The sequence below is a fragment of the Xanthomonas sp. 3498 genome (genome assembly GCF_014199795.1).
Taxonomy (GTDB): Bacteria; Pseudomonadota; Gammaproteobacteria; order Xanthomonadales; family Xanthomonadaceae; genus Xanthomonas_A; species Xanthomonas_A rydalmerensis.
This window is the reverse complement of sequence record NZ_JACHOH010000002.1, coordinates 466657-480387: the sequence shown is the minus strand read 5'-3', so window position 1 is coordinate 480387 and position 13731 is coordinate 466657. Positions and strand designations below refer to the sequence as shown.

Genomic DNA, 13731 nt, shown 5'->3' with positions numbered 1-13731 from the left:
GTCGCGCCAAGGTGCGCCCGGCCCGATAGGCAAAGGTGCATGCCTGCGATCCGCAGTCGAGCAAGGCGCGCCTCGCGACGCTTGACCCTGTTTTCCAGGGCACCCATGATGCGCCATCGCCACTGATGGATCACCGCGATGGTTCGCGCCCTTGCTGCCACGCTGCTCTGCACCTTGCTCGGCAGCATGCCTGCCTCGGCTCGGGATAGCCCGGACACCCTTGCCGCGCGACTGGACGCGCAACTGCAGGTCAACCGCGAACGCTATGGTATTGCCGGCCAGGCGGTGCTGGTCGCGCACAACGGTCGGGTGCTCTACCAGGGCGCCAGTGGCGAACGCGATCCGGCCAGCCACGCGCCGGCCACCGTCGATTCCATCTTCACCGCGCAGTCGATGGCCAAGCTGTTGACCAGTACGCTGGTGATGCAGTTGGTGGATCAGGGCAAGGTGGATCTGGATGCCCCAGCCAGCCGCTACGTTCCGCAGCTGCCGGCCGCGTGGCAGACGATCCACGTCCGCGATTTCCTCAATCACAGTTCCGGCATCGCCGAGTACTACGACCGCGTGGACAACCGCTGGGTGAGCAAGGGCTACCCCGGCGTGGCACCCGACCTTGCCGCCGCACTGAAGGTGGCCGGCGCGGCACCGATGCAGTTCGCCACCGGCAGCCGGGTGCAGTACACCCAGGCCAACTACCTGGTGCTGACCGCCCTGCTGGAAGCGCACTACCGCAAGCCCTACCCCGCCATCGCGCGCGAACGCATCCTGCGGCCGCTACAGATGCGCAGTACGTCGTGGGGCCGGGCCAGCGTCCCGCCGGATCGCGCGGCGGTGCCGTATCTCGGCAAGGACGGCGCGCTGCAGCCGGCCGATGAAGACCCCTGGCCGAACTACGGCTGGGGCCACGCCGATCTGCAGACCAGCGTCGGCGACATGAACCGCTTCCTGCAGGCCTTGGCCACAGGCAGGCTGGTGCCCACGGCGACGCTGGAACGACTGTGGCAGCCGCAGACGCTGGCCGGTGGCGGCAGCAACTTCTTCTCCACCGGTTGGGATACCACGCGCAGCGATGGCTACACCCAGGTCGGCCACGATGGCGGCACCCGCGTGCGGGCGCGGCTGGCCTACAAAGGCAGCCTGCGCAATGGCTACTGGATCTTCGTGTATTTCACCAACGGCAGCGCCCGCAATGTCTGGTCCAGCACGCTGGTGGACAGCACGATGGCGCAGGCCGCCCCGAAGGAATTCCCGCATGCGCTGCTCTCCGAGCGCTTGATCGCCTATGCGCTGGACGATGGCGCCGGCGCGACGGATGCCATGCGCGCGTGGCTGCACGACGGCAATGGCGTCCCTGCCAGCGAACAGGAGCGCGCGATCAACGCCAGCGGCTACGCCATCCGCGAGAGCCTCGGCGCTGCCAGGGCGCTGAGGGTATTCACCCTCAACACCGTGCTGTTTCCGGACTCGGCCAACGTCTGGGACAGCCTGGCCGAATGTCACGCAGCACTGGGCGATGCGGAGATCGCCAAGGCGCTTTACGCCAAGTCGAAGGCGCTGTCCAAGCCCGCTCCCTAGCGTCGCGACAGCCCACGCGCCACCTGCCCGGGGCGTCGGACGGTGGCTGTCACCTCAAACCGGAACTGCGTCACCCCTCGAACGATAGACCCTCAAGTTCGGCGGAAACACGCCGACAAGGGATGCATCGTTTCAAGGAGCCTGCATGGGCATCCTGATCTACCTCACTCCTGCCGTGGCGCTGTGGGCTGCCGTTGCCACAGCGTTCGCGCATGGCTTGTTCCAGCGTCTGGGGCATGCCTATCGACGCGACGCGACTGCGAAGGAGACCATCGCGCGGTATCAGGCGGCGCTGAGCCAGCTGAAAGCGCAGGCCGCCGCCAGCGCGCAGGAACTGGAAACGCTGCGCCAGGACCACGAGCGCCTGCGCGCGACCCTCGAATACGAGGCGGCGCCCGCGGCGGCCGCGTCCGCCACTGCCGCACCTGCCACGGCATCTCCGGCGGCAGCGTCGAAGGCGGCACCAGCGCCGATGCCGGCGCCGGCTACCCCGCCGTCGACCATCGCTCTGGCGCAAATCGACATCGCCGACGAGGTCGGCACCCTGCTCGCCCACGTCGCCCGCGTGGCGCGCAGCATCCGCCGCTACAGCGCCTACAGCCGCGGCCACAACGGGCCGGAGCCGGCCAGCGCGCGCTACGACCTGCACTGGCTGTCCGACTGCCTGCACAACCTCGACCAGGTCGGCCACGCCCTGGCCCGCAACAACATGGAAACCCTGACCGCGGCCTGCACCGAACTGCTGACCATGTACGAGCAGTACCTGCGCGACGGCTCCGGCTACAACAGCCGCGACACCTTTCAGCGGCTCGGCAGCCAGGTGCCGCTGGCCGAAGTGACCGATGCGATCCGCTCGATCGCGGCCAAGGCCTCGCTGGCGCGGCAGGCGCAGGCGGCGCACGAACAGGCCGCGCACGCGCACGAACGCATCGCCGACACCCGGCAGCTCGACGCATTGTCGATGCTGTGACCCCAGCGTCCGCGCCGGCCGCCGCAGGCGCGGACAGCCTCGGACCGCGTTGACCCGGCCGGTCGCCCGTGCTGTGATGCCTGCCGGTCAGGGCGGAGCGGGATCATGGCGGACAGCAAGGCAGCCTTCGAGAAAGCGGTCCAGGACATCAAGCAACGCGCGGAGCGTCCCGACAACGACACCCTGTTGCGGCTCTACGCGCTGTACAAGCAAGGCTCGGAGGGCGACGTGAGCGGCGCCAAGCCCGGCTTCTTCGACTTCGTCGGCACCGCCAAGTACGAGGCCTGGGCCAAGCTCAAGGGCATGCCGCAGGCCGACGCGCAGAAGAAGTACGTGGACCTGGTGAAGAAGCTGCTGGCCTGATGGCCCGCGACACCCGGCGGCGCATCCTCGAGACCGCCCTGGCGATGTTCAACGCGCAGGGCGAGCCGCACGTCACCACCAACCACATCGCCGACGAGCTGGAGATCAGCCCCGGCAACCTGTACTACCACTTCCGCAACAAGGACGACATCATCGAGCACCTGTTCGCGCGCTACGAGGAGCGCATGGACGTGGCGCTGGCGCTGCCGAGTGCGCGCCTGCCCGGGCTGGAGGACATCTGGCTGCAGTTGCACCTGGTGTTCGAGTGCATCTGGGACTACCGCTTCCTGTACCGCGATCTGGTCGAGATCCTCAGCCGCAGCCGGCGCCTGCGCCTGCGCTTCGCGCGCATCCTGCGCCGCGCCGACGCCAGCGTGCAGGCGGTGTTCCAGGGGTTGGCGCAGACCGGGGCGATGCGCGCCAGCGCCCAGGAACTGGCGGGCGTGGCCACCAACGCGCTGGTGGTGGCCACGTTCTGGCTCAACTACGCGGCCGCACGCGGCGAAAAGGACGAGCAAGTGGCGATCCGCCACGGCATCGTGCAGGTGATGCGGCTGATCGCGCCGTTCCTGCGCGAGGCCGAACGCGCGCACCTGGCCGCGCTGATGGACGCCTATCTGGATTGAGGCCCCCCCGCCCAGCGCCTCAGCGCGCGGGGGCGCGGGAGCGCGGGGGCGCGACGACGATCAGCCGTTAGCGATGTCGCCGTCGAGCTGGTAGACCTTGCACACCAAACCCGGCGGCGTGCGATAGGTGCGAAAGCCGATGGCCTCGTAGTACGCCTGGCCGAGCGCGTTGTCGGCAGCGATGCTGGCGTCGATGCGGGTCAGCCCGGCGCCACGCGCCGCCGCGCAGGTGGCGCGGAACAGCGCACTGCCGACGCCGCGGCGGGCGCCACGCGGATCGACGTGGGTGCCGATGATGCCCCAGCCCTCGGCGACGTCGTAGGCATTGCCGGGCCGCGCGATCCGCAGCGACTGGAAACCGAGGACGCGTCCCTCGGCGTCTTCGGCAAGCACGCACTGCAGGCGATCGGGATGCTGCAGGTAGGTCGCGCGCACCGTCGCCAGGTCGGTCGGCGCCTTGCGCAGGCCGACCGCGAAGATCGCGTTCTGCACGGCGACCATCGCCTCGGCATCGTCGAGTGTCGCGGGACGGATCTGCATGCTGTGGGCGTCTCGGATCGGGTCGTGGCCGGCGAGTATGCCCGAGCGCAGCCGGCCCTGCGCGCATCCGGACGCGCACACCGAGTCATGCTGATGGACGCCCAGCGCAACTGAGCGCAGGTCTCCTGCAGCGTTGCGGTTGCAGCGCCGGCTCGACGAAAACTACTTCAACAGCTCGACCACCTTATCGGCGATGAGCTGATGCCCCTTTGCATTCGGATGATTCGACTGCGCCATCAGGTCTTGCCGATTCCCCTGGTAGGCCGCAAAGGCCGCGTAGGAATCGACCAACGAGACACCTTCTGTCTTCGCGAGCTTGCGGATCATGTCGACCTGTTCGAGCAAGGTCGACTTGGCCGCCGGCGGATCGCCCTTCAGATCAATACTCGGCGTCATCAGCACCACGCATGCATTCGCCGCACGTGCCTCACGGATCATCGCGGCGAGGTTGGAGCGCGACTGCGCGACAGTCAAATTGCGATCGTTGAGCCCATAATCGATCGTGATCACTCTCGGCAGATGTCCCAGGCCCTCTGCGACGAACCGGCTTAGCCCCTGACTGGAATTCTCGCCCCCCACCGCCGAGGTGATCACGTTGATGACCGCCGTTGGGTAAAGCTGCTCCAACGCATCGGCGATACGTTGCGGATACGCATCCTTGCTGTGCACCGCCGGGACGACGAAGTATCCAGCTGGCACGCTGTGCCCGAAGGTCACGATATTGATCGTGTGATTCTGCGGCCAGGCCAGTCTGAGTTCGTGCTTGACGGCGCCAAGACACGTCCCGCTATCCGCCGAGGTGGCGGCATGGGCGACGAAAGGAGCGGCCACCAGGCAGCTCAGCAACAGAATCGTTTTCATTCCTTATTGTGATCAATGAGAACTGTTTTGGCGAGCGTGCAACCGATCCCCCGAATCGCATGCAACGGCCTAAGGCAAGATCCCCATGCAAAGCGCCGCGTATGCCGCTGCAACACGGCGGCAGTCACGCTGACACCATTCCGGCGACGCCCGTGCTCGGGCTATCGCGCCCCTGCGCTGCGCTTGCTGGCGCTTCGCGACCGCCGCGCGGCCACGCGCTTTTTGGCGGCAGGCTTGGCGGGTTTGGGCGCGGCCGCACGTTTGCGCGAGGTAGCGTGCGGCGCGGCCTGCAACCCCAGCTTGACCAGCACCGGCTGCAGGCGCGCCTCGACCTCGGCGCTCAACGGCTGCACCTGGCCGCGCAACGCGGCGGCGCCCTCGCGCACGCTGCTCTCGGCCTCGTCGGCCAGTTGCGTGGCCAGCGCCTTCAGGGTCGCCGCGCCCTGCGCGGCATCGGCCGCGGCGGCCAGCGCGCGCTTGCGGGTCAGCGCGACCACGCCCAGCCCAGCCAGCCACAGGTGCCGCGGGTTCAGCCGGTCCGGCCGCAACGCGGAGGTGGAACGCTTCTTGGTCGCCATCGCACGATCTCCAACTGGGCCGGCAGTGGCCCCGATGTGCGCCATGCTGGCGCCGGCGGCTTGAGCAAACACACTATCCGCCACCGCCCTTGCCACGCGCCCGCCGCAGCGCCATGCTCGGCGCGGACGCCGTTGCCGGCGCAGACAGGGAGATTCGCATGGCAGCAAGATCGGGCGCGTGGGCGCCGTTTCCGTACGACGCCAAGGCCTACGCCTACGCCGGCGATGCGTTGAAGAAGGCCTGGCCCAAGCTGCACGCCGGCGACTGCGAACCCTACCCGGACCCGGCGCGCGCGCAGGCGCTGCTGGACGCCGCCGGCAAGGCCGGCAAGGGCCGCGACGCGCAGACGCTGTCGGCGGCGCTGATCGAGGCCTGGCGGGCCTTCCACCACGGGCAGTTCCAGCAGGCCTACGAGGCGGGCAAGGCGTTGGGCGTGTTCGGCGCCTCGGTCGCGGTCAAGGCGATCGGCATCCACGCCGGCTATCTGGTCGACGACGAAAAAGAGCAATTGCAGCGGTTGCAACAGGCCGCGACGCTGGCCGAAGCGGCGATCGCCGCGCTGCCGGACGAGGCCAACAGCCACTACCGCCACGCCTTCGCGCTGGGCCGGTACAGCCAGGGCCTGAGCATCGTCAAGGCGCTCAAGCAGGGCATCGCCAGCAAGGTGCGCGCGTCGCTGGAAGCAGCGCTAGAACTGGAACCCAAGCATGCCGAGGCGCACATGGCGCTGGCCCTGTACCACGCCGAGATCATCGGCAAGGTCGGGGCGATGATCGGCGGCCTGACCTACGGAGCGAAGGCGGCCACCGCGGAACAGCACATCCAGCAGGCGCTGAAGCTGGTGCCGGACGCACCGATCGCCCACGTCGAACACGCCAACGTGCTGCTGTTGCTGTACGGCCACAAGCGCGAGGACGCCGCCGCCGCGGCGTTCGAGAAGGCGGCCAAACTCAAGCCGCGCGATGCGATGGAAGCGCTGGACGCGGCGTTCGCGCGCGACCAGTTGGAGTAAGCACCGCCTCGGCGCGTGGAAGGCGTGACATGGGCGCGGGCAGACGTCTGCTGCTGCGCTGCTTCTACGGTTGCGATGCGCCGCTCGCACAGTCGCGTCCGTAGGAGCGGCTTCAGCCGCGACGGGCGCTCCCGGGAACGCTTGTCGCGGCTGAAGCCGCTCCTACCTGCAGGTTGCGAATCGCAATATGCCTCGCGCGGACGAATCGCGACGCAACGCTGCTCGCTGCGCGGCATGCTGGGCGTCCGAATACGCCCGCCCCGCGTCCGCCACGTCCCGCCGCCGCGAAGCCGCATCGCGACCTCGCAGCGGCGGCGATCATCACGACGCTGCCGGCAGTGCGTAGGCGATCACGTAGTCGCCACGCTTGGTCTCCATGAAGTGGTGGCCGGCCGCGACGATGACCAGGTACTCGCGGCCGTCGACTGCGTACACCATCGGCGTGGCCTGGCCGCCGGCCGGCAGCTTGGCCTGCCACAGGGTCTTGCCGCTGGCCAGGTCGATCGCGCGGATCATGTCGTCGGTGGCCGCGGCGATGAAGATCAGGCCGCTGGCGCTGACCACGGCACCGCCGTTGTTGGGCGTGCCGATCTCGATCGGCAAGCCGGAGTGGATGCCGAACGGGCCGTTGCCCCGCGCACTGCCGAACGGACGGTCCCACAGGGTCTTGCCGCTGGCCAGGTCGATCGCGCGGATGCCACCGTAGGGCGGCTGCTTGCACAGCAGCCCGGTGAACGGCAGGCGCCAGCCGGCGTTGACGTTGATCGCATACGGCGTGCCCGCCTGCGGATCGCCTGCGCCCTCCGCACCGCCGCTGTCGCCGCGCACCTGGTCGCGCGGCGCCCAGCCCAGCTTGTCGGCCTTGGCCCGCGGTACCAGGCGGTTGTAGTTGGGCATGTCGTTGTAGTTGGCGACGATCACCCCGCGCTGCGGATCCACCGCCACGCTGCCCCAGTCCGAGCCGCCGTTGTAGCCTGGGTACTCGATCGAATGACGATCGGCTTCCGGCGGCGTGTAGATGCCCTTGTAGCTGGCGCTGCGGAACTGGATGCGGCAAACCAGCTGATCGATCGGGGTCATGCCCCACATGTCGCGCTCGGTCAGGTCGCGCTTGCGCAGCGAGTGGTACAGCGAGAACGGCTGGGTCTTGGCGCGGCGCTGCGGCTCTACGCCGCCGCCCGGGACCGGACGTTCCTCGACTCCGACCAGCGGTTTGCCGGTGCGCCGGTCGAGCACGTACAGCTCGCCCTGCTTGCTCGGCAGCAGCACCGCCGGCACGGTCGTGCCGTCGTGCGGGAAATCCAGCAGGGTCGGTTGCGAGCCCAGGTCGTAGTCCCACACGTCGATGTGGGTGGTCTGGAAATTCCACACCGGCTTGCCGGTGGTGACGTCCAGCGCGACCAGCGAGGTCGCGTAGCGATCCTCTTGCGGGGTCCGCGAACTGCTCCAGTAGTCGGCCGAGGAGTTGCCCATCGGCAGGTACACGTAGCCGAGCTGTTCGTCGCCAGCGGCGCTGGTCCACATGTTCGGGGTGCCGCGGGTCCAGGTCTGCCCCGGCGGTGGCGCGCCGGTCCAGTCCGGATGGGTCATGTCCCAGGCCCAGCGCAGCGCGCCGGTCACCGCGTCGAAACCCTGGATCACGCCGGAGGGTTCGTAGCGCTTCTGTCCGTCCAGCACCTGGTGGCCGGTGACGACCACGCCGCGCACGATGGTCGGCGGCGAATTGATCGAGACATAGCCGGGCGGCGTGGAGCCCATGCCGACGGTGATGTCGACCTGGCCATGCTGGCCGAAGTCCTCGCACGGCTTGCCGTCGGCGGCATCGACGGCGATCAGGCGCCCGTCCAGGGTGCCTTCGATGATGCGATGGCGGCACGCGGTCGATGTCGAGGCCTCGGCGTCGGGCACCGCGTAGTAGCTGACGCCACGGCAGGCGGCGGTGTACGGGATCGCCTTGTCGGCCACCTTGGGATCGTAGCGCCAGCGTTCGCGGCCGCTGCGCGCATCCAGCGCGATCAGCTGGTTGCGTGCGCTGCACAGGTACAGGCTGTCGCCGATCTTCAGCGGCGTGGTCTCCGCGCCCCAGCGCTTGTCCGGCAGGTCGCCGGTGCGGAAGGTCCAGGCGGTGCGCAGTTGCGCCACGTTGCCGGGCGTGATCTGGTGCAGCGGCGTATAGCGACTGCCGGCGTTGTCGCGGCCGTAGGCGGCCCAGTCGGCATCGGCGGGCGCATCGGCCGGCTGTACGCCGGCACGCGGGGTCCTGAGCGCCGCGGCCATGCCGGCCGCATGCGCCAATGCGCCATCGGCCTCGGTCACCCCGTACGGCAGGAACGCCAGCGCGAACGCGCCGACGAACACCAGCGCCAGCACGGCGGCGAGCGTGCGCGACAGCGTGCGCGAGAACGGCCGCTCCAGCCGCGGCAGCAGCAGCGCCAGCAGCAAGGCCAGGAATACCATCAGGCCCATGCGCGGCACCCAGCGCCAGTAATCGGCGCCCGATTCCCATGCCGCCCACAGCAGCGACAGCAGGAAGGTCGCGGCGAACCACAACGCGCCATTGCGCCGCGCGCGCCACAGCTGCACGCCGGAGATCGCCAGGCCGAGGCCAGCGACCAGGTAGTACCAGGAACCGCCCAGCGCCAGCAGCCAGGCGCCACCGGCCGCCAGCACCACGCCGATCAGCGCGCAGGCGCCGCCGAGCAGGCGCAGCGGCCAGCCGCCGCGACGCTGCGTTTGTTCGAATGCATTCATTGCCACTCCTTGCAGGACACGGCCACGCGGAACATCCGCCGTGGCAGCGGCGCATGTGCGCCGCGCATCCTTATCCCAAGCAGCCAGTGAACGTGATGCGTTTCTCGACGACACACACTGACACGCAACGTTGCGGTCTTCGTGACCCCGCGACGACCTGGGCGTCACGCGGCATGTGCCGTCGAAGGCGACCACTGCCTGCCGGCATGGGCGCATTCGGTGTCGTAGCGGACGCACAGGCGGCGGTCATGGCGTCGCTTGCATGGACTCGCAGCACGTCGCCCGCCTCTTGCTGACCGCCCCCCAAAACGACGACGCCGGCGCGAGGCCGGCGTCGTCGTTCGCTCAGGCGCAGATCACTCCTGCGGCGGTGCCGCCTCGCCAGCGCCTTCGGCGACGCCGTCCTCGCCCGGCAGCACGTCTTCCTCGACCAGCGAGCCATCCAGGCGTTCGACCGCCTGCAGCTTCTCGCCCTTGGACAGGCGGATCAGGGTCACGCCCTGGGTGTTGCGGCCGACGCGGGAGATTTCCGAAGCGCGGGTCCGCACCAGCGTGCCGCCGTCGGAGATCAGCAGCACTTCGTCGCGGGTGCTCAGCAGCACCGCGCCGACCAGCTTGCCGTTGCGCTCGCTGGTCTGGATGCCGATCACGCCCTGGGTGCCACGGCCCTTGCGCGGATACTCGACCAGCGGGGTGCGCTTGCCGTAGCCGTTCTCGGTCGCGGTGAGGATGTAGGCATCGGCCTCGTCGCCATTGCGCGCCTCGGCATCGACCTCGGTGTCCGCCGCGGCGTCGACATCCTCGGCATCCTCGTCCTGGCCCACGGCCGGCTCGGCCACGATCAGGCTGACCACGTACTCGCTCTTGGCCAGGCGGATGCCGCGCACGCCGCGGCTGCTGCGCCCGGTCGGCTTGACCCCGCCGCGGCTCTTGCGCCGCGCGCCCCGGGTCTCGTCGCCCTCCTCGCCCGCCGCCTCGTCGTCGGCCACGGCGACCTCGTCGGCACCGGCCTCGTCGATGACCGCATCATCGGCCTCGTCGTCCTTGGGCCGCTCGGAGAAACGCACGGTCTTGCCGTTGGAGGCGAACAGCAGCACGTCGCGCTCGCCGTCGGTGAGCGCCACGCCGACCAGCGCGTCGCCCTCGTCCAGGTTGATCGCGATCTTGCCGATCTTGCGCTGGAACGCGAACTCGCTCAACGGGGTCTTCTTGACCATGCCGTTGCGGGTGGCGAAGAACACGTAGCGGCCTTCGGCATACTCGCGCACCGGCAACACCGCCTGCACGCGCTCGCCGTTCTCCAGCGGAATCCAGTTGACGATCGGACGGCCGCGCGCGTTCGGCCCGGCTTCGGGCAACTGGTGCACCGGCAGCCAGAACACCTTGCCGCTGCTGGTGAAGGTCAGCAGCGTGTCATGGGTGTTGACCAGCCACAGCTGGTCGATGAAATCCTCTTCCTTGGTCGCCGCCGCGCTGCGGCCGCGGCCGCCGCGACGCTGCGCGCGGTAGGCGCTGACCGGCTGGCGCTTGGCGTAGCCGGCATGCGACAGGGTCACTACCACGTCTTCCGGCGCGATCAGGTCGAGGATGTCCAGATCCTCCTCGCTGTGGCGGATCTCGGTACGGCGCGCATCGCCGTATTCCTCGCGGATGTTGACCAGTTCCTCGCGGATCACCTGCAGCAGCACGTCCGGGTTTTCCAGGATGCGGATCAGCCCCGCGATCGCCTCCAGCAGTTGCTTGTATTCCTCGGTCAGGCGCTCCTGCTCCAGGCCGGTCAGGCGGTGCAGGCGCATTTCCAGGATCTGCGTGGCCTGCACCTCGGTCAACTGGTAGCCGCCGTTGACCAGGCCGACACCGCTGGGCAGGTCTTCCGGACGCGAGGCCTCGGCGCCGGCCGCGCCGAGCAGCGCGCCGACCAGGCCCGGTTGCCAGGTCTTGGCCAGCATGCGCTCGCGCGCTTCGTTCGGGTTCGCCGAGGTCTTGATCAGCTCGATCATCTCGTCGATGTTGGCGAGCGCGACGGTCAGGCCTTCCAGGATGTGCGCGCGGGCGCGCGCCTTGCGCAGTTCGAAGATGGTGCGGCGGGTGACCACTTCGCGGCGGTGGCGGACGAAGGCCTCCAGCATCTGCTTGAGGTTCATCAACTGCGGGCGGCCGTCGACCAGCGCCACCATGTTGATGCCGAACACCGACTCCATCTGGGTCTGCTGGTACAGGTTGTTCAGCACCACGTCGGCGGCTTCGCCGCGCTTGACCTCGATGTAGATGCGCATGCCGTCCTTGTCGGACTCGTCGCGCAGCTCGCTGATGCCTTCGAGCTTCTTTTCCTTGACCAGCTCGGCGATCTTCTCGATCAGCCGCGCCTTGTTGACCTGGTACGGGATCTCGGTGACCACGATCGCTTCGCGGCCGTTGTCCTGGATCTCGATCTCGGCCTTGGCACGCATGCGCACGCGGCCGCGGCCGGTGCGGTAGCCGGCGACGATGCCGGTGGTGCCGTTGATGATGCCGGCGGTCGGGAAATCCGGACCGGGGATGTGTTCCATCAACCCGTCGACGTCGATCTGCGGATTGTCGATCAGTGCCAGGCAGGCGTTGATCGACTCGGTCAGATTGTGCGGCGGGATGTTGGTGGCCATGCCCACCGCGATGCCGGCCGAGCCGTTGACCAGCAGGCTCGGAAAGCGCGTCGGCATCACCGACGGTTCCTGTTCCTTCTCGTCGTAGTTGGGCTGGAAATCGACGGTTTCCTTGTCGATGTCGGCCATCATCTCGTGCGCGAGCCGCGACATGCGCGCCTCGGTGTAACGCATCGCCGCAGCGGAGTCGCCGTCGACCGAACCGAAGTTACCCTGCCCGTCCACCATCAGGTAGCGCAGCGAGAACGGCTGCGCCATGCGCACCAGGGTGTCGTACACCGACTGATCGCCGTGCGGGTGGTACTTACCGATGACGTCGCCGACGATACGCGCCGACTTGTAGTAGGGCTTGTTGCTGTGCGCGCCCAACTCGTTCATCGCGAACAACACGCGGCGATGCACCGGCTTGAGGCCGTCGCGCGCATCCGGGAGGGCACGCCCCACGATCACGCTCATGGCGTAATCGAGGTAGCTCTTGCGCATCTCGTCTTCCAGGTTGACCTGGATGATTTCCTTGGCGGATTCTGCCATTCGGGTTCCGTAAGTCTGGTGGCGGATCGACCACGACGCCGGCCCGCGACAGGCAGGCCCGCCGCGGCCGCACGCCTAGGGCGCACGGCGGTCGATCGAACCGCCGGATTCTAGCATGACGGGCGCCCGATTGCCCGGTTTTTGCCGGCCCGAACAAGCACTTGCGCGCCATCGGCCGCGTTTGCCGGGCGCTGTGGCGCTGCTCCCGACGTCAGCCGCCGAAGGCCGCGCGCATGCGTGCCGGGTCCGGCTGCTCGATCACCCCGCGCTCGGTGACGATGGCATCGATCAGCGCGGCCGGTGTCACGTCGAACACCGGGTTCCAGGCGGCGATGCCGTCGGCCACGGTGCGGGTGCCGCCCACGCCGAACAGTTCGCCCGGATCGCGCTGCTCGATCTCGATCTGCGCGCCGTCGGCGGTGTCCATGTCCACGGTGGACGACGGCGCCACCACCATGAACTTGACGCCATGGTGGCGCGCGGCGATCGCCAGCTGGTAGGTGCCGATCTTGTTGGCGGTGTCGCCGTTGGCGCAGATGCGGTCGGCGCCGACGATCACCCACTGCACCGCCCCGGTCTTCATCAGGTGCGAGGCCGCCGAATCGGCGATCAGGGTCGCGTCGATGCCGTCTTGCTGCAGTTCCCACACGGTCAACCGCGCGCCTTGCAGCCAAGGCCGGGTCTCGCCGGCGAACACCTTGGCGATGCGCTGCTGGGCGACGCCGGCGCGGATCACGCCCAGTGCGGTGCCGAAGCCGGCAGTGGCCAGCGAACCGGTGTTGCAGTGGGTCAGCACGCCGCTGCCGGCGGCGATCAGGCCGGCGCCGAGCGCGCCCATGTGCCGGTTGGCGGCCAGATCCTCTTCGGCGATCGCCTGCGCTTCGCGCTCCAGCACCAAGCGCCAGTCGCTGCCGGCTGCGCCCAGCACGCTGCGCATGCGCGCCAGCGCCCAGGCCAGGTTGACCGCGGTCGGCCGCGCGGCATTGAGCCGCTGCAGGGCTGGCTCCAGTTTCAGCAGCGCCTCGGCACCGTTCTCGGCCTGCACCTCGCGCGCCGCCAGCACCGTGCCCCAGCCGGCGGCGATGCCGATCGCGGGCGCGCCGCGCACGGCCAGGGCGTGGATCGCCGCGGCGACCTGGTCGCTGTCACTGCAGCGCACGTGTTCCACCGCGAACGGCAGCTTGCGCTGGTCCAGCAGTTCCAGCGCATCGCCGGTCCACAGGATCGGGCGGATATGGTCGTAGCGGGCGTAATCGATATCGAGGGCGGCGTTCATCGCGC

Annotated in this window: 11 protein-coding genes; 5 read left to right on the top strand and 6 right to left on the bottom strand. The window is 68.9% G+C overall.

Going from position 1 to position 13731, the window contains the following annotated elements:
- Positions 1–138 precede the first annotated feature (138 nt).
- From GGR66_RS07170 to GGR66_RS07155, 4 genes are all read left to right on the top strand, one after another.
- Complete coding sequence (locus GGR66_RS07170) at positions 139–1575, top strand: serine hydrolase domain-containing protein (protein ID WP_184447783.1); 1437 nt, start codon at positions 139–141, stop codon at positions 1573–1575.
- A gap of 145 nt (positions 1576–1720) precedes the next feature.
- A complete protein-coding gene (locus GGR66_RS07165; RefSeq protein ID WP_184447782.1) occupies positions 1721–2545 on the top strand; it encodes a hypothetical protein in 825 nt (274 codons plus the stop codon).
- A 105-nt stretch (positions 2546–2650) separates the two neighbouring features.
- Positions 2651–2908 (top strand): acyl-CoA-binding protein, encoded by a 258-nt coding sequence (locus tag GGR66_RS07160; RefSeq protein ID WP_010342548.1) that lies wholly within the window; start codon positions 2651–2653, stop codon positions 2906–2908.
- The gene (locus GGR66_RS07155) at positions 2908–3534 is read left to right on the top strand and encodes a TetR/AcrR family transcriptional regulator (protein WP_184447781.1); all 627 of its coding nucleotides are present in this window, start codon (positions 2908–2910) and stop codon (positions 3532–3534) included. The genes GGR66_RS07160 and GGR66_RS07155 overlap by 1 nt, the downstream gene beginning before the upstream one ends.
- Positions 3535–3594: 60 nt before the next feature.
- Here the strand turns inward: GGR66_RS07155 and GGR66_RS07150 are convergent, their stop codons facing one another.
- The 3 genes from GGR66_RS07150 to GGR66_RS07140 form a co-directional block, all read right to left on the bottom strand.
- The gene (locus GGR66_RS07150) at positions 3595–4074 is read right to left on the bottom strand and encodes a GNAT family N-acetyltransferase (RefSeq protein ID WP_255421606.1); all 480 of its coding nucleotides are present in this window, start codon (positions 4072–4074) and stop codon (positions 3595–3597) included.
- Between the two features lie 162 nt (positions 4075–4236).
- A complete protein-coding gene (locus GGR66_RS07145; protein ID WP_184447780.1) occupies positions 4237–4935 on the bottom strand; it encodes an SGNH/GDSL hydrolase family protein in 699 nt (232 codons plus the stop codon).
- A 161-nt stretch (positions 4936–5096) separates the two neighbouring features.
- Positions 5097–5513 (bottom strand): hypothetical protein, encoded by a 417-nt coding sequence (locus GGR66_RS07140; RefSeq protein ID WP_184447779.1) that lies wholly within the window; start codon positions 5511–5513, stop codon positions 5097–5099.
- A 158-nt stretch (positions 5514–5671) separates the two neighbouring features.
- Here GGR66_RS07140 and GGR66_RS07135 point away from each other — a divergent pair, with 158 nt between their 5' ends.
- On the top strand, positions 5672–6526 hold the full coding sequence (locus GGR66_RS07135) for a hypothetical protein (RefSeq protein WP_184447778.1): 855 nt from the start codon (positions 5672–5674) through the stop codon (positions 6524–6526).
- Positions 6527–6847: 321 nt separating this feature from the next.
- On the opposite strand, the gene GGR66_RS07130 is transcribed toward GGR66_RS07135, so the two are convergent.
- The 3 genes from GGR66_RS07130 to mtnA all read right to left on the bottom strand — a co-directional run bounded on the left by GGR66_RS07130 (position 6848) and on the right by mtnA (position 13726).
- Complete coding sequence (locus tag GGR66_RS07130; RefSeq protein WP_184447777.1) at positions 6848–9277, bottom strand: membrane-bound PQQ-dependent dehydrogenase, glucose/quinate/shikimate family; 2430 nt, start codon at positions 9275–9277, stop codon at positions 6848–6850.
- A gap of 356 nt (positions 9278–9633) precedes the next feature.
- On the bottom strand, positions 9634–12450 hold the full coding sequence (gyrA, locus tag GGR66_RS07125; protein WP_184447776.1) for a DNA gyrase subunit A: 2817 nt from the start codon (positions 12448–12450) through the stop codon (positions 9634–9636).
- 211 nt (positions 12451–12661) lie between these two features.
- The gene (mtnA, locus tag GGR66_RS07120) at positions 12662–13726 is read right to left on the bottom strand and encodes an S-methyl-5-thioribose-1-phosphate isomerase (RefSeq protein WP_184447775.1); all 1065 of its coding nucleotides are present in this window, start codon (positions 13724–13726) and stop codon (positions 12662–12664) included.
- Between the last annotated feature and the right edge of the window lie 5 nt (positions 13727–13731).